The 19,015-nt window shown below is 69.2% G+C and carries 13 protein-coding genes; 6 read left to right on the top strand and 7 right to left on the bottom strand.

Going from position 1 to position 19,015, the window contains the following annotated elements; genetic code table 11:
• Positions 1 to 24 precede the first annotated feature (24 nt).
• Complete coding sequence (locus ACZ54P_RS38245) at positions 25 to 2,214, top strand: bifunctional lysylphosphatidylglycerol flippase/synthetase MprF (RefSeq protein WP_465466508.1); 2,190 nt, start codon at positions 25 to 27, stop codon at positions 2,212 to 2,214.
• On the opposite strand, the gene ACZ54P_RS38240 is transcribed toward ACZ54P_RS38245, so the two are convergent.
• Together ACZ54P_RS38240 and ACZ54P_RS38235 are read right to left on the bottom strand one after the other, a co-directional pair.
• Complete coding sequence (locus ACZ54P_RS38240; protein ID WP_465466507.1) at positions 2,151 to 3,080, bottom strand: DUF8017 domain-containing protein; 930 nt, start codon at positions 3,078 to 3,080, stop codon at positions 2,151 to 2,153. The genes ACZ54P_RS38245 and ACZ54P_RS38240 overlap by 64 nt on opposite strands.
• Positions 3,080 to 4,828, bottom strand: a complete 1,749-nt coding sequence (locus ACZ54P_RS38235; RefSeq protein ID WP_465466506.1) for a proline--tRNA ligase — start codon at positions 4,826 to 4,828, stop codon at positions 3,080 to 3,082. Before ACZ54P_RS38235 ends, ACZ54P_RS38240 begins: the two co-directional genes overlap by 1 nt.
• A gap of 126 nt (positions 4,829 to 4,954) precedes the next feature.
• Between ACZ54P_RS38235 and ACZ54P_RS38230 the strand changes: the two genes are divergently transcribed.
• Together ACZ54P_RS38230 and ACZ54P_RS38225 are read left to right on the top strand one after the other, a co-directional pair.
• Positions 4,955 to 5,311 carry a VOC family protein gene (locus tag ACZ54P_RS38230; RefSeq protein ID WP_465466505.1) on the top strand — a complete coding sequence of 119 codons (357 nt, stop codon included), beginning with the start codon at positions 4,955 to 4,957 and terminating at the stop codon, positions 5,309 to 5,311.
• Between the two features lie 28 nt (positions 5,312 to 5,339).
• Positions 5,340 to 6,242: a 2-hydroxyacid dehydrogenase gene (locus tag ACZ54P_RS38225; protein ID WP_465466504.1), complete on the top strand. Its 903-nt coding sequence runs from the start codon at positions 5,340 to 5,342 to the stop codon at positions 6,240 to 6,242.
• Between the two features lie 831 nt (positions 6,243 to 7,073).
• On the opposite strand, the gene ACZ54P_RS38220 is transcribed toward ACZ54P_RS38225, so the two are convergent.
• Together ACZ54P_RS38220 and ACZ54P_RS38215 are read right to left on the bottom strand one after the other, a co-directional pair.
• Positions 7,074 to 8,009: an aminoglycoside phosphotransferase gene (locus ACZ54P_RS38220; RefSeq protein WP_465466503.1), complete on the bottom strand. Its 936-nt coding sequence runs from the start codon at positions 8,007 to 8,009 to the stop codon at positions 7,074 to 7,076.
• Positions 8,010 to 8,081: 72 nt separating this feature from the next.
• Positions 8,082 to 9,050 (bottom strand): GNAT family N-acetyltransferase, encoded by a 969-nt coding sequence (locus ACZ54P_RS38215; RefSeq protein ID WP_465466502.1) that lies wholly within the window; start codon positions 9,048 to 9,050, stop codon positions 8,082 to 8,084.
• Between the two features lie 58 nt (positions 9,051 to 9,108).
• On the opposite strand from ACZ54P_RS38215, the gene yaaA reads away from it, so the two are divergent.
• Together yaaA and ACZ54P_RS38205 are read left to right on the top strand one after the other, a co-directional pair.
• A complete protein-coding gene (yaaA, locus tag ACZ54P_RS38210; RefSeq protein ID WP_465466501.1) occupies positions 9,109 to 9,864 on the top strand; it encodes a peroxide stress protein YaaA in 756 nt (251 codons plus the stop codon).
• Positions 9,865 to 9,951: 87 nt separating this feature from the next.
• Entirely contained in the window at positions 9,952 to 11,403 is a 1,452-nt protein-coding gene (locus tag ACZ54P_RS38205) for a trypsin-like serine protease (RefSeq protein ID WP_465466500.1), read from the top strand.
• A 51-nt stretch (positions 11,404 to 11,454) separates the two neighbouring features.
• On the opposite strand, the gene ACZ54P_RS38200 is transcribed toward ACZ54P_RS38205, so the two are convergent.
• The 3 genes from ACZ54P_RS38200 to ACZ54P_RS38190 form a co-directional block, all read right to left on the bottom strand.
• Positions 11,455 to 12,987, bottom strand: a complete 1,533-nt coding sequence (locus ACZ54P_RS38200; RefSeq protein ID WP_465466499.1) for a phytoene desaturase family protein — start codon at positions 12,985 to 12,987, stop codon at positions 11,455 to 11,457.
• Between the two features lie 70 nt (positions 12,988 to 13,057).
• Positions 13,058 to 14,605, bottom strand: a complete 1,548-nt coding sequence (locus tag ACZ54P_RS38195; protein ID WP_465466498.1) for a S8 family serine peptidase — start codon at positions 14,603 to 14,605, stop codon at positions 13,058 to 13,060.
• Complete coding sequence (locus ACZ54P_RS38190) at positions 14,605 to 15,768, bottom strand: S8 family peptidase (protein WP_465466497.1); 1,164 nt, start codon at positions 15,766 to 15,768, stop codon at positions 14,605 to 14,607. Before ACZ54P_RS38190 ends, ACZ54P_RS38195 begins: the two co-directional genes overlap by 1 nt.
• Before the next feature lie 270 nt (positions 15,769 to 16,038).
• On the opposite strand from ACZ54P_RS38190, the gene ACZ54P_RS38185 reads away from it, so the two are divergent.
• Positions 16,039 to 18,903 carry an ATP-binding protein gene (locus ACZ54P_RS38185; protein ID WP_465466496.1) on the top strand — a complete coding sequence of 955 codons (2,865 nt, stop codon included), beginning with the start codon at positions 16,039 to 16,041 and terminating at the stop codon, positions 18,901 to 18,903.
• Positions 18,904 to 19,015: the final 112 nt, after the last annotated feature.

The following is a 19,015-nucleotide window of genomic DNA, read 5'->3' as shown; positions in this document are numbered from 1 at the left end:
CCTCGGCCCGCTTACCTTGTTTCCATGCCAACAGGGGGAAGCGGGACGGCCGCGCCGGACCGGACGCACAAGATCACCACGGTGCTGAGGCACCGGCTGCCTTTCACGACCCTCGTCACGGTGACCATGCTCGCGCTCGCCTTGGCCACGGGCGCGCTCTGGTCGGCCGCCGAGGACCGCGCGGTGTACCCGTACATCGCCTATGGGCTGCCGTCGCTCGAATCAGGCCGGTGGTGGACCTTGCTCACCGGACCGCTGTTCGCGGTCGTCCCGCTGTACTACCTGCCGATGGTGCTGAGTTTCGCGCTGTTCGCCGGATTCGCGGAATGGCGGCTCGGCACCCGCCGGGCGATGGCCGTCGCCATCGGCGGCCAGTTCGTCAGCGTGCTGGTCGCGGTCCAGTTCCTCGCGCTGAGCCGCAACTCCGGCTGGGAGTGGGCCGAACGGGTCGCCGGCAGCCTCGACGTCGGCTTCTCCGGCGGCGCGCTCGCTGCGGTCGCGGTCGCCAGCGCCACCCTGCGGCCGCCGTGGCGGTTGCGGTTGCGCGCCGGGCTGTGCGTCTACGCCGGGATCGCGATCATCTTCGTCGGCACGCTCGCCGACCTCGTGCACTTCTTCGCACTCGTGCTGGCCCTGCCGTTCGGGCGCAAGTTCATCGGTTCCCCGGATTCCGCCCGTGAACGGCGGCCAAGCCTGCGCGAATGGCGGTTCTACGTCGTCGCCGGGCTGCTGGTGCTCACCGTCGCGGAACTGGTGATGTCCTTCGTACCGGGCAACGGCCCCTTCGGTTCGTCCGAGGAGCTTTCGCTGTCCACCTGGGAAGTCGGCGTTCTGTGCCTGATCGTGGTGCCGATCATGAACGGCCTGCGCAAGGGCAGCCAGGTCGCCTGGTGGTGCGCCATGATCCTGACCTCGTTCGTCATCCTGCAGGTGATGGCCTACGGCGGGGTGCTCGCGCTGGCCGAGGTCTTCGGTGAGGACACCGGGCTTTCGGATCCGCCACTGTTCTTCGTGGACAATCTCCTGTGGACGGTCGAGTTCGCGCTGCTGATCTCGTCGCGCGGCGCCTTCCGGGTCCCGTCGCGGCGGAAGTGCCGCCGTCTCGGCCGGATGGGTAACCCCGCGCTGGCCCGCACGCTGCTCAGCCGTCACGGCGGAAGCACGCTTTCGTGGATGACGACCTGGCCGCAGAACTCGTACTTCGTGGCCGCGGACGGCAAGTCCTACCTCGCCTACCGTCGCCATGCCGGTGTCGCCATCGCGCTCGGCGACCCGATCGCGCCCGACGGCGCCGGTGACCGGACGATCGCCGAGTTCATCACGATGTGCGAGAACACCGGTCTCGTGCCGTGCCTGTTCTCCGCCACCGGGGACACCACCGCCAAGACGACGGACCTCGGCTGGAAGCACGTCCAGGTCGCCGAAGACACCTTGATCGAACTGGACACGCTGGAGTTCCGCGGCAAGCGCTGGCAGGACGTGCGGACCGCGCTCAACCGCGCCAAGAAGGACGGCATCGAGTTCCGGCTGGTGCGGCTCGCCGATCAGCCCCGTTCGGTGATCTCGCAGGTGCGGGCGATCTCCGAGGAATGGATCGGCGACAAAGGCATGCCGGAGATGGGCTTCACACTCGGCGGCGTCGACGAGGCGATGGACCCGGAGACCCGGGTCGGTCTCGCGGTGGACGCCGACGGCGTGGTCCACGGAGTGACGTCATGGCTGCCGGTCCACACCGGTGCCGGTGCCGTCGGCGGCTGGACGCTGGACGTCATGCGCAAACGCGCCGACGGGTTCCGTCCCACGATGGAGTTCCTGATCGCGTCGTCGTGCCTGGCCTTCCGCGAGGAAGGTGCGAAATTCGTTTCGCTGTCCGGCGCTCCGCTGGCGAGTTCCGGCGAACCCGCGCACGCCGTCGAACGCGTCCTCGACGCGCTCGGCACGATGATGGAGCCGTTCTACGGATTCCGCTCGCTGCACGCGTTCAAGGCGAAGTTCCAGCCTCGGCACGTCCCGCTGTACCTCGCGTTCCGCGACGAAGCGGATCTGCCGAGGATCGGAATCGCGCTCGGCCGGGCTTACCTGCCGAACACCGGACTGCTGCGGCTGGCCAAACTCGCGAGGTCGGGCAAGAAGACCCAGCCCCGAAAAGATCAGCGCAGCGTAGAGGGCGGCGGCGTGATGGTCTTGCGGTCGGCCTCCGGGACACCCCGGTAGGACTCGAGGATCTTCAGGATCTGCTCGCGGTCCGCGATCCCCGGACGGTCCTGATCCGAATAGACCAGCATGGTGAGCGACTTGTCCCCCGAAGCGACGGCGAGCGCGCCGACCACCGCGCGTCGGGAGATGCAGGCGTTGCTCTGCACCGGGACGACGTCGAGAAGCACGATGCTCGCGGGGGCCTTCACACCGTTGGCGAGCGGGATCTCCGTCTTCAGGGCCGGCGAAACGGTGAACGTCGCGAGCGGCCCCTCGTCCGGACTGTAGGCACTCACCGCGAGGTCGGACGCGGCCTTCAGGGCGGCCGCGGCCGGGTCCGCGGTCTTCTCGCTCCGCACACCGCTGCCCGCCAGCCTGCTGGACCGCTCCTGCGGGCAGAAGCCGTCACCGAAGAAGGCGCTGGTCGCCATGGTGATGCCGGGTACGGCGGCGGTCTTTTCCCAGCCGTGCACGGTGCCGGGTTTCGGCGTCCAGCCGGGTGGGACGTCGTAGGCGTACGTGCCGTCTCCCCCGGTGACCGATTGCCAGCCTTCGATGGACGGCGGGCTCACGACCTGCGGCGACGGCGTGTAAACGATCGGCTTCCGGCTCGTCGGCGCGCTGGTCTCCGAGGAGTTGTCACTGGTGTTCGCCAGCGCGGCGACCGCGATGACGCCGAGCGTCGCGAAGAAGCCGTACATGGCCCTTCGCCCGCTCCGCGACATCGGCTGCTTCGCGGGCTTCTCCGGCTCCGGTTCGGCCAGAGCCGGAGTCTCCGGCGTGTAGTCGCGCGAGTCCGAGGGCTGATAGCCCCCGAACCCGTCCAGCGCGGCGTTGTCCTCGTAGCCCGGGGAATCCCCGCGCTTCTTGCCGAACCAGCCCATTACGAACGGACGAGTTTGACCAGATGCTCCACGACCGCGTCGACGGCGATCTCTTCGCGCTCGCCGGTGCGGCGGTCCTTGACCTCGACGACGCCGTTCGCCAGCCCGCGGCCGACCACCAGGATGGTCGGCACCCCGACGAGTTCGGCGTCCGCGAACTTCACCCCGGGGCTGGCCTTGCGGTCGTCGAGGACGACCTCGATCCCGGCGGCGTCCAGTTCGGCGGCGAGCTTTTCCGCGCCGGCGGCGACCGTCTCGTCCTTGCCCGCGATGACCACGTGCACGTCGAACGGTGCGACCTCGCGCGGCCAGATGATGCCGAGGTCGTCGTGGTTCTGCTCGGCGAGCACGCCGACCAGCCGCGAGACACCGACGCCGTAGGAGCCCATGGTGATGCGGATGGGCTTGGAGTCCGGGCCCAGCGCGTCCAGCTCGAAGGCGTCCGCGTACTTGCGACCCAGCTGGAAGATATGCCCGATCTCGATACCGCGCGCGGCGACCAGGGTGCCCTTGCCGTCGGGCGAGGCGTCGCCTTCGCGGACCTCGGCGGCCTCGATCGTGCCGTCACCGGTGAAGTCGCGGCCCGCGACCAGGTCGACCACGTGATGGTCGCGCTCGTCGGCGCCGGTGACCCAGGCGGTGCCGTCGACGACGCGCGGGTCGAGCAGATAGCGGACGCCGTTGTCCTTCAGCGCCTTCGGACCGATGTAGCCCTTCACGAGGAAGGGGTTCTTGGCGAAGTCGGCTTCGTCGAGCAGTTCGAACTCGGCGGGCTCGAGCGAGGCTTCGAGGCGCTTCGTGTCCACCTCGCGGTCGCCGGGGAGGCCGATGGCCAGCAGCTCCCACTCCTTCGCGCCCGGCTGACGCGTCTTGACCAGGACGTTCTTGAGGGTGTCCGCGGCGGTGAAGGTGCGGCCGAGGCCGGCGTCGTTCAAGAAGGCGACCAGCGATTCGATGGTCGGGGTGTTCGGCGTGTGGTGGACCTTCGCCTCGGGCAGGCCTTCGATCGGCTTGGCCTCGGGAGCGGGCGTGGTGACCGCTTCGACGTTGGCCGCGTAACCCGATTCGGTGCTGCGGACGTAGGTGTCTTCACCCGTCTCGGCGACCGCGAGGAACTCTTCGGAGGCCGAGCCGCCCATCGCGCCGGAGGTGGCCTTGACGACGACGTACTCGATGCCGAGGCGGTCGAAGAGCTTCGTGTACGCGTTGCGGTGAAGCTCGTACGACTTCGCCAGGCCCTCGTCGTCGAGGTCGAAGGAGTAGGAGTCCTTCATGACGAACTCGCGGCCACGCAGGATCCCGGCGCGGGGACGCGCCTCGTCGCGGTACTTGGTCTGGATTTGGTACAGGACGACGGGGTAGTCCTTGTACGAGTTGTACTCACCTTTCACGGTGAGCGCGAAGAGCTCTTCGTGCGTCGGGCCGAGCAGATAGTCGGCGCCCTTGCGGTCCTTGAGGCGGAAGAGGGCGTCGCCGTACTCGGTCCACCGGCCGGTGGCCTCGTAGGGCTCCTTCGGCAGCAGCGCGGGGAACTGGATCTCCTGCGCGCCGAAGGCGTTCATCTCTTCGCGGACGACGTTCTCGATCCGGCGCAGCACCCGCAGACCCAGCGGCAGCCAGGAGTAGCCGCCCGGAGCGACTCGGCGGACGTAGCCGGCGCGTACCAGGAGCCGGTGGCTCGGTACCTCGGCGTCCGCCGGATCCTCACGCAGGGTGCGAAGGAACAACGACGACATCCTGGTGATCACTTCTGGGCTCCTCGCTGGAATTACGTGCTGAGACGTTCTGCGCAGCGTAGTCACCCCGCCCCGGGGCGATTCAACCGGTTATCGCGGTGCGCGGTTTTTGTCGGTGGGTGCCGCTAGCTTGCCGCCATGGGAATCGAGCTGGGCATGATCACGATCGACTGCGCGGATCCGCGCGGGCTCGCGGCGTTCTGGACGAAGGCGCTCGGGGTGGAGGTGGATCAGGACTACGACGGCGAATTCCTGATCCTGCACCCCAAGGTGGAGAACGGGCCCGTGTTCGCGTTCCAGCGCGTACCGGAGCCGAGGGCGGGCAAGAACCGGGTCCACATGGACTTCGGTACCGACGACAGGGAGAAGGAGGTGGAGCGTCTGATCGGACTGGGTGCGAAGAAGGTGGACGAGCACCAGATGCCGGGGATGGCCTGGACGGTGCTGGCCGATCCCGTCGGCAACGAGTTCTGCGTCGCCACCCATCAGGGCTGACGCCGATCCCGATGGTCAGAATGGCGGCATGAGCGAGCGAGCCCTCCTGCCTTGGTCCGACATCGAGCTGCCCGAGGGGCTGAGCGCCCGCTTGTACGACGGCATCGGCCCGCTGCCGGACGGCGATCTCGGTGACGTCGAGGTGTACGTGCTGCCGTACGACACCGGAGCGGAGCCGACGAAGCTGCTCGATCGGCTGCCGTCGCTGAAGTTCGTGCAGTCGCTTTCAGCCGGGGTCGAGAAGCTGCTCCCGCTGGTGCCGACGGGGGTGAAGCTGGCCAACGGCCGCGGCCTGCACGACCTCAGCGTCGCCGAGCACGCGCTGGCGCTGATCCACGCTTCCCAGCGGGATCTGCCGCGCTGGTTCGCGCAGCAGGCGACGGGCTCGTGGGAACGCGAGCACACGCGCTCGCTGGCCGACAGCCGGGTGCTGCTGGTCGGCCACGGCTCGATCGGCCAGGCCATCGAGCGGCAACTGCTCGCGGCTGAAGCGGTCGTGACCAGGGTGGCGAGCACGGCGCGCCCCGAGGAGCGGGTGCACGGTGTCGGCGAACTGGCGGACCTGCTGCCGTCGGCCGACATCGTGGTCCTGATCCTGCCCGAGACGCCCGCGACCATGGGCCTGTTCGGTGCCGAGGAACTCGCCGCGCTGCCGGACGGCGCCCTGGTGGTGAACGTCGGGCGCGGCTCGGCGATCGACACCGCGGCGCTCACCGCCGAGACCGTGGCCGGTCGGTTGCGCGCGGCGCTGGACGTCGTCGACCCGGAGCCGCTGCCCGCCGGGCATCCACTGTGGACCGCGCCGGGGGTGGTCATCACGCCGCATGTCGCGGGCGGGTCGGCTTCGTTCTACCCGCGCGCGAAGCGGCTGGTCACCGAGCAGCTGCGCCGCTACGTCGCCGGGGACGAGCTGCTGAACGTGGTCAGCTGACCCCGCGTTTAGTCCTCTAAATGCGTACGTGCCGGACGCCGACTCGGGTCCTCCCTGCGCCCTGACTTGCGTGAGGGTAACGGTTCAGCGGATGCCGGGATCGACGACGGAGGATCGGGGACGTTGACTGTCCCCGATCCTGACGTTGCTCAACGTCAGGTCGGCCAAGACCTCCGGCAGGGCTCCGAGCGGGGAAGATCCCGGACGTTCAACGGCCGGAATCTTCCCCGCTCATCCGGGCTGCCGAGATCGACGACGAAGGAATCGGGACGTTGAGTGTCTCGATTCCGTCATCGTCGCTACCTCACCACCACGGCCAGGATCGACCCGTCCTTGACTGTCCATTAGGAACACTTCTCGCGACCATGGCGCCCGTTTTAGGTGGTTTGCACGGTTTCGAGAGGGGTCGTGAGTGGCAATGAGCGTTCTATTGAGGGGTAAGTCAAACGTGTCGTGGTGGAGTTGGCGGGAGCGGGCAGCGGCTGGGCCGTGAAGGACTCCTTGAGGGACCCAGGGGCCCTCGAAACTCCCTTCACCCTGTCCCGGAAGGCCATCGCCAGCCTCGACAGCACCACCAGTCACAAGCGGCAGCGCGTGAAGGCCCCCTTCCCTCGGCTCAGCCGAGGAAACTCGACCTTCACACCTTCCCCAAGTACGGGAGTGCGGCGGCGGGTGGGCCGTGCGTCACGGTGGTCGTGAGTGGCGATTCGGGTTAGAACCCGAATCGCCACTCACGACCAACCTGACCCCGCGCAGAACCGCACATAGAGGCATCAACCAGGCATCCAGTCGTCCGGATTTGTCCCTTATGGACACTGAGGTCGGTCGGCTCTACTGCCAGTGCGTGCGGTAGGCGAGCCAGTCACGCATGGCCGCGGCGAGACGGCGCTGCGCCGCGCGGACCCCGGTCGTCGCGGGTGGTTCCGGCAGCCGGCAGGCTCGTTCGGCGTGCCCGGCCAAGGCGACGCCGAACGCGGTGACCGCCCAGACCGGGATGCCGGTGAGCACCGGACGCCGCCGCAACAGGCGGTCGACGTCGGCCGGCCCGTGCCCGGCGTCCAGGAGGTAGGGCACCAGCGCCACCAGGTCGAGCCAGCCCGCGCCCCTGGCCGGGTAACGCCAGTTGGTGACGAGCACCCGGCCGGTTCCGGTCCGCACCAGGTATTCGGGCTGGATGTCGTTGTGCAGCAACGTGTCCCCGGCCGCCCAGGGGTACCACGAGGTCTCCAGCTGGACGAGCCGGTCGAGGTTGCGGACGGCCCAGCCGTCGAGGTCGTCCGGTGGTTCCTTCGCGAGTTCGTGCCAGCCGCGCAGGAGCGGGCCGAGATCGTCGAGGGCGTCCGGGACGTCGGGAAGCGGGCACGGCGTGAGCGTGCGCCCGAGCGCGCCGAAGGTGGCCAGCACGGCGGAGAGATCCGGTGATCCGGGGCGCAGGTTCGGCCTGGTGCCGTCGAAGTCGGCGAAGGCGAGCACCAGCCAGTCGCTGTCCACAAAGGACAGCAGCTTCGGCGTGGGCGCTTCCGTGGGCAACCTTCGCGCGATGGCGGCCTCCGTCCGGTAGCCGCCCGCGCGCGGGCTGCTCGCGGGGATCGCCTTCAGGAAGACCCAGCGATGATCGCGTTCGAGCTCGAGCCTCACGGCGACACCGCCGTCGAATTCCGGGGTCTGCCACAGCGAACGACGGACCACCGACCCGAGCTCACGCTCCACGGCGTCACGCGTCACCGACGGCAGGTCATGCCAGCCGAGGCGTGCGGAAACCGGCAACGCCCAACCACCCCCGCGATCTCTCAGAGAAGATCGACTGTACCGAAATCCACCCTTTCGGGTGGCAACCGGTCAGGTCGGGACGGGCTTCACGTACCCGGCCCAGCGCTGATGCTCGCTGAACCCGACGCGTTCGTAGACGCCGAGGGCGCGGTGGGTGTTGTCCTGGTCGACGTTGAGTGAGGCCCGCTGAAAACCGTTGGCCTTGGCTTGGACGAGCGTGTGCCCGAGCAGCGCGCTCGCGATGCCGCGTCCACGAAGGCTCGCGTCGGTCGCGACGTGGCTGACGTACAGGTCCTTCAGACCCGTCGCGGCCTCGTCGGAGGCGAAGAAAGCGCTCAGCACCATCGCGACCACCCTGTCCCTCTCCGGGCTCAGCAGCAGGAACGACAGATCCGGCCGGAAGTCCTTGCCTCCGACCACCAGATGCCGCCAGGCCTCCGGGGACTGCTCGGTACTCCCCCAGTGGTCGGCGAAGGTCTCGTTGCGGGACCGCAGGGTGAGTTCCTCGTACTTGTCCTCGTAGTTGACGAGCGGGAACTCTTCGGGCAGCGGCTGGGCCGGCGGGATCGACGCGAGGTCGGCCCGCATGTCGACGAACCACCGGGCGTGCTCGTACCCGGCGCCCACGAGGACGCCGGTGAGCCAACGCTGTGTGGCGCAGGCCCCGACGTGCAGTTCCAGCGGCGCGTCCGGGAAGGATTTCGCGTGGATCCGCCTACCCGTTTCCTCGAACCAGCCGGTGAGGTGCGCGGCGATCGCGTCGTCGCGGTATTCGGGGTGGACGAGCGTCTCGACCCGCATCATGTGCACCGGGTTCGCCGCGTCGCGCCGCCTGAGCAGACCGTAGGCGACCAGCGTATCCCCGTTCCAGGCGCTGGTGGTCGCGGTGGGCAGGTCGACGTTCGGCGAGCTGATCTCTTCGGCGAGATCCTCCGCGCTGTAGTGCTCGTCGATCGGCTCGACGCGCTCCGCCGCGGCGGAGGTGTCCGCCAGTCGCGGCATGTCGTCCATGGTCAGCGGGCGCCAGGTCAGGCTCATGCGGACGAGGCTAAGCCCGCGCCCAGGGTGACGCACTCCATTTAGCTACGCTGCCGTGGTGCTCGTGCTGCTCCCCCCTTCCGAAACCAAGGCCGTCGGCGGCTCCGGCGCGCCGCTGGATCTCGGCGCCCTGTCTTTCCCGGAGCTGAACCCGACCAGGGCGAAGCTGGCCGACGCACTGGCCGAACTGGCGGGCGACCTCCCGGCCAGTGTCGCCGCGCTCGGCATCACGCCGCGGCAGGCCGACGAGGTCACCCGCAACGCGGAGCTGTGGTCCTCGCCCACGATGCCCGCGCTGCGCCGCTACACCGGCGTGCTCTACGACGCTCTCGACGTCAAATCCTTCACCAAGGCGACGCTGGCGAAGGCCGAGAAACGCCTTGCCGTCGCTTCCGCGCTGTTCGGTGTGGTCGCGGCGACCGACCCGATCCCCGCGTACCGGCTCTCCGGCGGGAACGCGCTGCCGTCGCTCGGGACTGTCCGCAGCGTGTGGAAGCCGGTGCTCGAACCGGTACTCCAGGGCATCGAGGGCCTTGTCGTCGACCTGCGGTCCGGAACCTACTCGGCGCTCGCGAAACTCCGTCCGGACGCGGTGACGGTGCGCGTCGTGACCGAGGACGCGAAGGGCAACCGCACCACGGTGAGCCACTTCAACAAGGCGTACAAGGGAAGGCTGGCCGCGGAACTGGTGAAGTCCCGCGCGGAGCCGTCCACTGTGGAGCAACTGATCCGGGTGCTGTCGAAGGCGGGACTCGACGTCGAGCGCACCGGGGACCACAGTCTGGAACTGCTCACCGGAGACGGCGTGCATTAGTTCCGTACCCCTACGGGCCCCTTCCTCGGTTGTTCCGCCAGGTGCACATGCGGAAAGTGATTTCCAGCCATCTGGAAAGGAACCACCGTGAACAGAAGACAACGGCTCCTGGGGATCGCCAACGCCACCCTCGGCTGCCTCTCGGTCCTCCTGCCCGCACCGGCGGCCGCCGCGAACCTGACCGCCGTCACCCCGACGGATCAGGCGGTCGTCCCCGGTGGACTGCACACGAACTCCATCGGCGGCACACCCGCCTCGGTCCGGGACTACCCGTTCATCATCGCGGGCCTGCGCGAAGGCGGGACGCGGCCGCAGGGGCAGACCTGCACCGGTTCGGTCGTCGCCCCGCGCAAGATCCTGATCGCCGCGCACTGCAAGGACGCGGCGGGGGCGAAGAGTTTCCTTTACGGCCTGGACGATCTCAACGCCGGTGGCGGAACGCGGATCGGCGTCGTCAGCTATGAAAAGCATCCGAAGTACGTCAACTTCGACCAGGGTTACGACGTCGCGGTGGTCACCACGGACGCCGACATCCCGGTGCCGGGCGGTCAGTACGCGAAGGTCGCGACTTCGGCCGACACGGAACTGAACAAGCCGGGCAAGTCCGGACTCGGGCTCGGCTACGGCAAGAAGGACCACAACGACGACACCCGCAACGTCGAACTGCACAAGTTCACCCTGCCGATCGTGGCGGGCAGCAACTGCAACGGTGTCGGCGCGGGCTTCAAGGACGCCACGATGATCTGCAGTGGCTACAGCGACGGCCACGTCACGATCCTTCCCGGCGACAGCGGCGGGCCGCTCATCGTGGACGGCAAGGTCGTCGGTGTCGCGTCGTGGAGCCGTAGCGACTTCAAGTGGTACAGCGTGTACGGCAGGCTCAACAACGACATGGGCGACTGGGTCAAGCAGCAGATCGGCGAGCCGCAGAACCCGGAAAAGTTCTCCCTCGGCGTGACGCCGTCCTCGCTCAAGGTCGAGCCAGGCAAGTACGTTTCGGCCACGGTGACCAGCAAGCCCGGTAAGGACGGCGCGGAGAAGGTCGACCTGAGCGCTTCGGGTCTGCCGGACGGGGCGAAGGCCACTTTCCAGCCCGCGTCCATCAACTCGGGCGAGTCGGCCAAGGTGAGCATCGAAGTCCCCGCCGGGACGGCCGAAAAGGACTACGCGGTCACGATCTCGGGCAAGGGCACCACCGACACCGCGACCGCGAACCTGACACTGACCGTCGGCGCCGGCGGTCCGCAGCCCGGTGAGCTCAAGGTCAGCGTGAACCCGGGCAGCGGCACCGTCCAACCCGGTTTCTTCAGCAACGTCACCGTTTCCGCCACTGGCGGCACGGGCGCGATCACGCTTTCGGCGTCCGGCCAGGGCCTGCCGTTCGCGCCGTTCTTCAACCCGAAGACGATCTCGAGCGGGGGCAGTTCGACCATGCAGGTGGTCGCGCCCTTCCAGCGCGGCACCTACCCGGTGACCGTCACCGCGACGGACTCGGCGGGCAAGACCTCCACGGCGACCTACACCCTCACGGTCCAGTAGCGCGTGTCATAAGGGGTCCCCATAGGACAGATTTTGTCCTATGGGGACCCCTTATGACACGCGGGACCGCGAAAGCACGGCCATCGCGGCATTGTGCCCGGGGATACCGGAGACGCCACCGCCCCGCACGGCCCCGGCTCCACAGAGCAACACCCGCTCGTGCGCGGTCTCGACGCCCCAGCGACCCACCTGATCGGCATCCGGGGCGTAAGGCCACGACAGGTCCCGGTGGAAGATGTGCCCGGCAGGCAAGCCCAGCTCGGCTTCGAGGTCCAGCGGGGTCTTCGCCTCGATGCACAACCGGCCATCCGGTGAACGGAGCACGCAGTCTTCGATCGGCTCGGCCAGCACACTGTCCAAAGAGGACAACGTCGCCCGCAGCGCCTCCTCGCGCGCGGCGTCGTTGCGGCCCTCGAACAACCGTGCGGGCATGTGCAGCCCGAACAACGTCAGCGTCTGCACACCGGCGGAGCGTTCGGCCGGGCCGAGGATCGACGGGTCGGTCAGCGAGTGGCAGTAGATCTCACACGGTGGCACCGACGGAATCCTGCCCGCGGCGGCCTCGGCGTACGCCGTCGCCAGCTGCTCATAGCCTTCGTTGACGTGGAACGTGCCCCCGAACGCCTCGCGCGGGTCGACATCCGGATCGCGCAGCCGCGGCAGCCGCGACAGCGCCATGTTCACCTTGAGCTGCGCGCCTTCCGGCTCCTCGGGTGACTCCTCCCCCAGCAACCGCGCGAGCGTCCGCGGCGCGACGTTCGACAGTACGTGCCCACCGCGCACCCCGATTTCTTCGTCACCGAGCCGGTAACGCACCGAGCCGTCCGGATCGATGGACAGCACCTCGGCGCCGGTCACCAGCCGTGCCCCGGCGGCCCGCGCGGCGGACGCGAGCGCGCCGGTCACCGCGCCCATCCCGCCCACCGGCACGTCCCAGTCGCCGGTCTCGTTGCCGATCACGTGGTAAAGCAGGCACAGGTTCTGCCGGAAATCCCCGGCGTCGGCGAACGTCCCGATCAACGCGTCGGTCAGGACGACGCCGCGGACGGTGTCGTCGTCGAACATCCCGGTGAGCGTTTCGGAGATCGGCCGCTCGAACAACGCGTCCCACGCCGCCGGGTCGATGCGTGACCGCAGTTCCTCCCTGGACATCAACGGTTCCGTCAGCGTCGGGAAGGTCCGCTCGGCGACCACGGAGGTCATCGCGTAGAACCGTCGCCACGCCTCCAAGTCCTTTGTGGACCCGGTGAGCGCGGAGAACGACGCCGCCGTGCGAACGTCGTCGCCCGTGTCGACAAGGAGACCTCTGTCGTCGACAGGCGTATATGACGACATTCGCCGCCGACGCAGCTCCAACCCGAGGCCCAGGTCCGTGATGATCTTGCGTGGCAGGAGGCTCACCAGGTACGAGTACCGCGAGAGCCGGACGTCGACACCGGGAAAGGCTCGGAACGAGACAGCCGCCCCGCCGACTTCGTCGCGGCGTTCGAGCACCAGCACCGAACGGCCCGCCCTCGCCAGGTAGGCCGCCGCCACCAGTCCGTTGTGCCCGCCACCGACGATCACGGCGTCAAAGGACTCCATCCAAGCCTCCCAGCGAAACGACGGTGCGCCGCGGTCATCGTGACCGCGGCGCACCGCCGTTCGCAAGGACTCAGAAGGTGATGGAGAATCCTTCGATCGTCCCGGTGTCGAACCGGTGGACGTCACGGACCCGCAGCTTCCAGGTCCCGTTCGCCGGTTCGGACGAGGCGTTCACCGTGTACGACGTGTGCACGCCGCTCGCCTCGCCGATCCCTCCCGCCTGCTTGAGGCCGAACACCGCGCCGCTCGGCCCGATCAGGTCTATCGCCAGGTCACCGGTGTAGGTGTGCGCGATGTCGACCTTGACCGGCAGCGTCGCCGACGCCTTGCCGTCGCAGCCTTCCTGCGTCACCGAACTGGTCACCGCGTCACCCGCGTCCGGAATGGACACCGGTGTCGTGTTCGATTTGGCCCCGCACGTCGGCGTGGGGCCACCGCCGCCGATGAACGACACGTTCAGTAGTTTGTTGACCGTGCCGGACGGCAGTCCCTTGAGCACGCCGTCGGAGGCGTTGTTCACCAGCGCGTCCCGCGTCTGCTGCGCGGTGGCGCCGGAATTGGCGACGAGATACAGCGCCGCCGCCCCGGCCACGTGCGGCGTGGCCATCGACGTGCCGCTCATGTTCGCCGAACCACCGTTGGACGTGGACAGCGACGTGATGTTGCTGCCAGGGGCGAAGATGTCCACGCACGAGCTGTGGTTGGAGAACGAGGACTTGTTGTCGTTCTCGTCCGAGGCGCCGACCGTGATCGCCTCGGGGATACGGGCGGGGCTGACGTTGCAGGCGTTCTGGTTCTCGTTGCCCGCCGCCACCACGTAGACGAAGCCCGCCGCGATGGACTTCTTGATGACGTCGTCGCCGAGCCCGACCTGGTCCATCCGCAGGCTCAGGTTCGCCACCGCCGGTTTGGTGCCGTTCGCGGTCAGCCATTCCGCCGCGTCCACGATGGCGGAGTCGGGACCGTTGCCCGAACAGTCGTTGCCCAGCACCTTCAGCCCGACGAGTTTGACCTTCTTCGCCACGCCGTAGGTCTTGCTGCCGATGGTGCCCGCGGTGTGACTACCGTGCCCGTTGCAGTCCTTCCCGTTGCCGCCCACGAAGTCCTTGCCGATGGACGCGCGCCCCTCGTACTCCGGGTTCTCCGGGTTGATCCCGGTGTCGAGGTCGTACGCCGTGACGCCTTCGCCCGTGTTCGGGTACGTGAAGCTCTTGTCGCGCGGCAGGTTCTTCTGGTCGATCCGGTCGAGGCCCCAGGTGGGATTGGTCTGAGTGCCGACGGCACGCGCGGTGCCGTCCTCATAGACCGCCTTGACCGCCGGGTCGGCCGCGAGCCGCCTGGCCTGCCGCTCGGACAGGCCCTTGACCGAGAACCCGCGGAGCACGTTCTTGTACGCCGACCGGACCTCGCCACCGTAGCGGCCGGTCAGCGTGGCCGAAGACTGCTCGACCGCCAGTGCGCCGACGTCGTGGAGCACCACGATGTACTGGTCGCCGTAATGCTGATTCGCCTGCACGACAACGCCTTCCGCCTCCGCGGCGAGGGCGTTGCCCGCGGCGAGCGCGGCCAGCGCGGTGGCCGCGACGGCCACCACACCGGCCCGCACGCCGCGGCGCATCAGAGACCCGCCACGTTCAGCAGCTTGTTGGTCGAACCGGAGCCCGGGCTGGTCACGACGCCGGAAGTGGCGGCGGTGGCCAGACCGGACGCGACGGCGGCCGGGGTCGCCGACGGGTGCGACGTCAGGTAGATCGCGGCAGCGCCGGCGACATGCGGCGTCGCCATCGAGGTACCGCTCATCTGCTGGGTACCGCCACCGTTGCGCAGCGAGGTGATGCTGGTGCCGGGCGCGAAGATGTCGGTGCAGCTGCCGTAGTTCGAGAACGAGGACCGGCGGTCGTCGCTCTGGGTGGCGTTGACGGTGATGGCCTCACGCACCCGGGCCGGGCTGGTGCCGCAGGCGTCGGTGTTGGAATTGCCCGAGGCCACCGTGTTGGTGATGCCGGCCGAGACGGCGCGGCGCACGGCGGCGTCGACTCCGGAGTCGGCCGGTCCACCCAGGCTCATGGTGAGCACCGACGGGCCCTTGGCGTTCTTCACGACCCAGTCGATCCCGCTGATGATCTGTGAGTACTGGCCGCTGCCCTGGCAGTTCAGCACGCGGACCGAAACGATCTTGGCGCCCTTGGCCACGCCGTAGGTGGCGCTGCCGACGGTGCCGGCGACGTGCGTGCCGTGTCCTTGGCAGTCGCGGGCGTCGCTGTCGTTGTCGATGAAGTCGTACCCACTGGTCGCGCGGCCGCCGAACTCGGTCTGGCGGTAGTCGACACCGGTGTCGAGGACGTAGACCGTCGCCCCGGCACCGTCGTTCGGGTAGGTGTACTTCCGGTCCAGCGGCAGGTTCTTCTGGTCGATCCGGTCCAGGCCCCAGGTCGGGTTGGTCTGGGTGCCGGTCATGTGCGCGACAGCGTCCTGCTGGACGAAGTCGACGTTGGGGTCGGCGGCGAGCCGCTTCGCCTGCGCCTCGGTCATCTTGGCCGAGAAGCCGTTGAGCGCCGCGGTGTAGGTCGCCTTGACCTGTCCGCCGTATTTCGCCGCGAGGCCGGCGTCGCCGCTCTTCAGCGAGACGATGTACCCGTCCGTGACCGCTCCCGGCACACCGGCGCCGCGGATCTGTCCCTCGGCGGCCGCGGCCGGTCCGGCGAAGGCCACGGAGGCCGCGACAGCGGCCCCGGTGAGCACCGCACCCGCGATCCGGTGACGTCGAAGTTCTCCACGCATTTCCTGAGCTCCGTTCACTCGAACAGGTGGTTCGCGCCGACGGGGATCCGGGTCGGCGCCGTGACGTGCGGTCACGTTGGAATCACTTTCGGGTGGCGACACCTGCACGAACAAGCGAGGCAACGGTCCGTAGGACTACGTATCTAATAGGGAAAGCCACCGTCCCTACGAAAGTTCTGTGACCTTCCGAGTGGGTTCCGTGATCACTGAGCGCGCGCTTAAGCTGCGTTCACTCGAACGGTGTTGTTCGTGAAGCGGGGGTGACCCGGCATGGTGATCGGTGGATGCCGACGCAGGACGAGTTCGCCGGTACTCGTCGGCCGTGATGCGGAACTACGCGCGATCCTCGACGGCGCGATGCGCTCGCCCGCGGTGATCATGCTCGAAGGGGAAGCCGGCGTCGGCAAGACCCGGCTCGCCACCGAACTGCTGGCCTGCCCGGAACTGGCCGGACGGCCGGTCCTGACCGGGAGCTGTCAGCCACTGCGCGAACCCTTCCCGTACGGCGTCGTCTTCGACGCGCTCAAGGACGTCCGACCGCCGCGCGATCTCAACCCGGTGACCGGCGTACTCGGCCCTTACCTGCCGGAACTCGCGGCCTTCCTGCCCCCGCCGCCACCGCGGCTCGGCGACCCCAGAGCCGAACGGCACCGGCTCTTCCGCGCCGTCCGGGAACTGCTCGGCTCACTGGGCCCGCACATCCTCCTGATCGAAGATCTCCACTGGGCGGACGACGGCTCCCGCCGTCTGCTGCGGTTCCTGATGACCGACCCGCCCGCCGGGCTGACCCTCCTGCTCACCCACCGGCGAGAGGAGACCCCCGGCGGCATCCCGCTCGGCAGCGCCTACCGCCCCGCGCCCGGCACCGAGCACGTGCTCGTCACGCTCCGTCCGCTGAACCGCGACGGCGTCCAGGCGCTGGTGTCGGCGCTGCTCGGCGAGGCGAACGTCTCGGCGGAATTCGCCGCGCGGCTGCACGAGCGGACCGCGGGGATCCCGTTCGTGGTCGAAGAGGTCGTGCACGCGATCGGCGGCATCGAAGGCGCCGTGCACGCCGACGGCGCGACCGCCCGGCGTCTGCTGGACGCCGTCGAAGTCCCGGCGCTGCTACGGGAAGCGACGGTGGAACGGCTCGCCGCGCTGCCACCGGCCGCCCGGCGGATCACCGAGGCCGCCGCCGTACTCGGCACACCGTCCACTTCGGACCTGCTGACGGCCGCGGCCGCGCTCACCCCCGAACGCGCCCACCGCGCGCTGGTCGTCGCGCTCGAACGCAACGTCCTGCTGGAGACCGGCGAAGGCGAGTACGGATTCCGGCACGCGCTCGCGCAGCAGGCCGTCTATCGCACCATCCCCGGCCCCGACCGCCAGGAACTGCACCGGCGCGCCGCCCGGCTGTTGCGCGACCGCCTCCCGCAGTCACTGGTGCGGCTCGCCGAGCACTGCCGCAAGGCGGGTGACCGGGCCGGTGCCCTGAAGTACGGCGAGGCGGCCGCCGATCAGGCGTCGACGGTCGGCGATCTCGCCACCGCGACGGACCTGCTCCGCACCCTGCTCGACGAACCGGGCCTCCAGCCGTCCGATGTGGACAGACTGGCGGTCAAGTTCAGTTCGGTGGCGTGCAACGGACTCGCCCAGACGGAGGTCGTCCCGGCGCTGGAACGCCTGCTCACCGACGGCAGGCTGTCGGGCAGGCTGAGCGGTGAGGTCCGGCTGGGACTCGGGCTCCTGCTGGTCCGCCAGGCAGGCGGGCTGGAGGCGGCCAGGACCGAGATCGAGATCGCCGTCAACGACCTCGCCGACCGCCCCGACCTCGCCGGACGCGGGATGGGCGTGCTCGCCCAGCCGTGGGTCGGCGCGACCCCGCTGCACGAACACCGGCGCTGGATGGACCGGGTGGACGGGCTCATCGACCGGGCGACCGACCGGCGGCTGAAGATCATCCTGATGGCCAACAACGTCGCGTCACGACTGCACATCGGGGACGCGCGCGGCTGGGCCATGCTGGACCGGGCACCCACCAGCGTCGGTTCGGCCGACGAGCAACGGCATCTGGCGCGGTTGCACTGCAACAGCGCCGACGCCTGCGCCTGGATCGGCCACCACCGGCGCGCCAGGAGCCTGCTGCGCAGCGGGATGCAACTGGCCGCCGACTGCGGCGCGCCGTACGTGGTCAGCACCGCTCGCGCGACAGCGGTCCACACCGACTGGCTCACCGGGAACTGGGACGGCCTCGCCGAACGGGCGGGCGCGCTCATCGACGAGTACCGCGACCTCCTGCCGGTGACCAGCGAACTCTGTCTCGTGCTCGGTCTGCTCGCCGCCGCCCGCGGCGAATGGGACGAAGCCGCGGCCCGGTTCGCCGGCACCGCGGCGGACCAGCCGGAGAACGCGTTCACCCCGGTCGCGATCGCCGCGCACGCCGGGATGGCGGGCATGCTGCTCGCGCAGGACCTCGGCGAGGCCGCCGTCGCGCAGGCCGAGAAGGGGCTGGAACTCCTGCGCGCCAAGGGTGTCTGGGCCTGGGGTGCCGATCTCGTCATGGCCGCCGCCGACGCGTACTGCGCCACCGGACGGGACGCCGTGGCGCAGGCGCTGACCGACGAGTTCGAACGTGAGATCTCCGGTCTCGACGCGCCGTCGACCCGCGCGGCGCTGGCCGCGAACCGCGGGCTCATCGCGGCCTCGCGAGGAGAGCACGCCGAAGCGATCCTGGCTTTCGAGCAGGCACGGACGCGTTTCGACGCCCTCCCCGCGCCGTATCACGCGGCACTGATCGCGGAACGGGCCGCGCGGTGCCGCCTGGCCGGGAACGAGGACGTCGCCGAAACCTTCTCCGCGCTCGCCGAGACGTTCGACCACCTCGGCGCCACCCGCGACGCCGCCCGCTGCCGCCACGCGTTCCGCTCCACCGGCGCGGTCGCCCCGTCGCGACGCGGCCGCCGGGGTTACGGCGACGAGCTCTCCCCGCGCGAGCGCGACGTCGCCCGGCTGCTGTCCGCCGGGCACACCAACCGGGAGATCGCCGAGGTGCTCTTCCTGTCGCGGCGCACGGTGGAACAGCATGTCGCGAGCGTGCTGCGCAAGCTGAAGGTCCGGTCGCGGAGCGAACTGGCAGGGCTGCGTTCGGCGTAGGCAGCGAGGAGGGTGGCTGTGAGGCGTCGGTCCAGGTGGTCGTGAGTGGCGATTCGGGTTAGAACCCGAATCGCCACTCACGACCGCCCCGAACCACAACTCACCCCACGCG

Source organism: Amycolatopsis sp. NPDC034160, assembly GCF_055575355.1.
The sequence above is the reverse complement of the archived record's forward strand: the minus strand, read 5'-3'. Positions and strand labels throughout refer to the sequence as shown.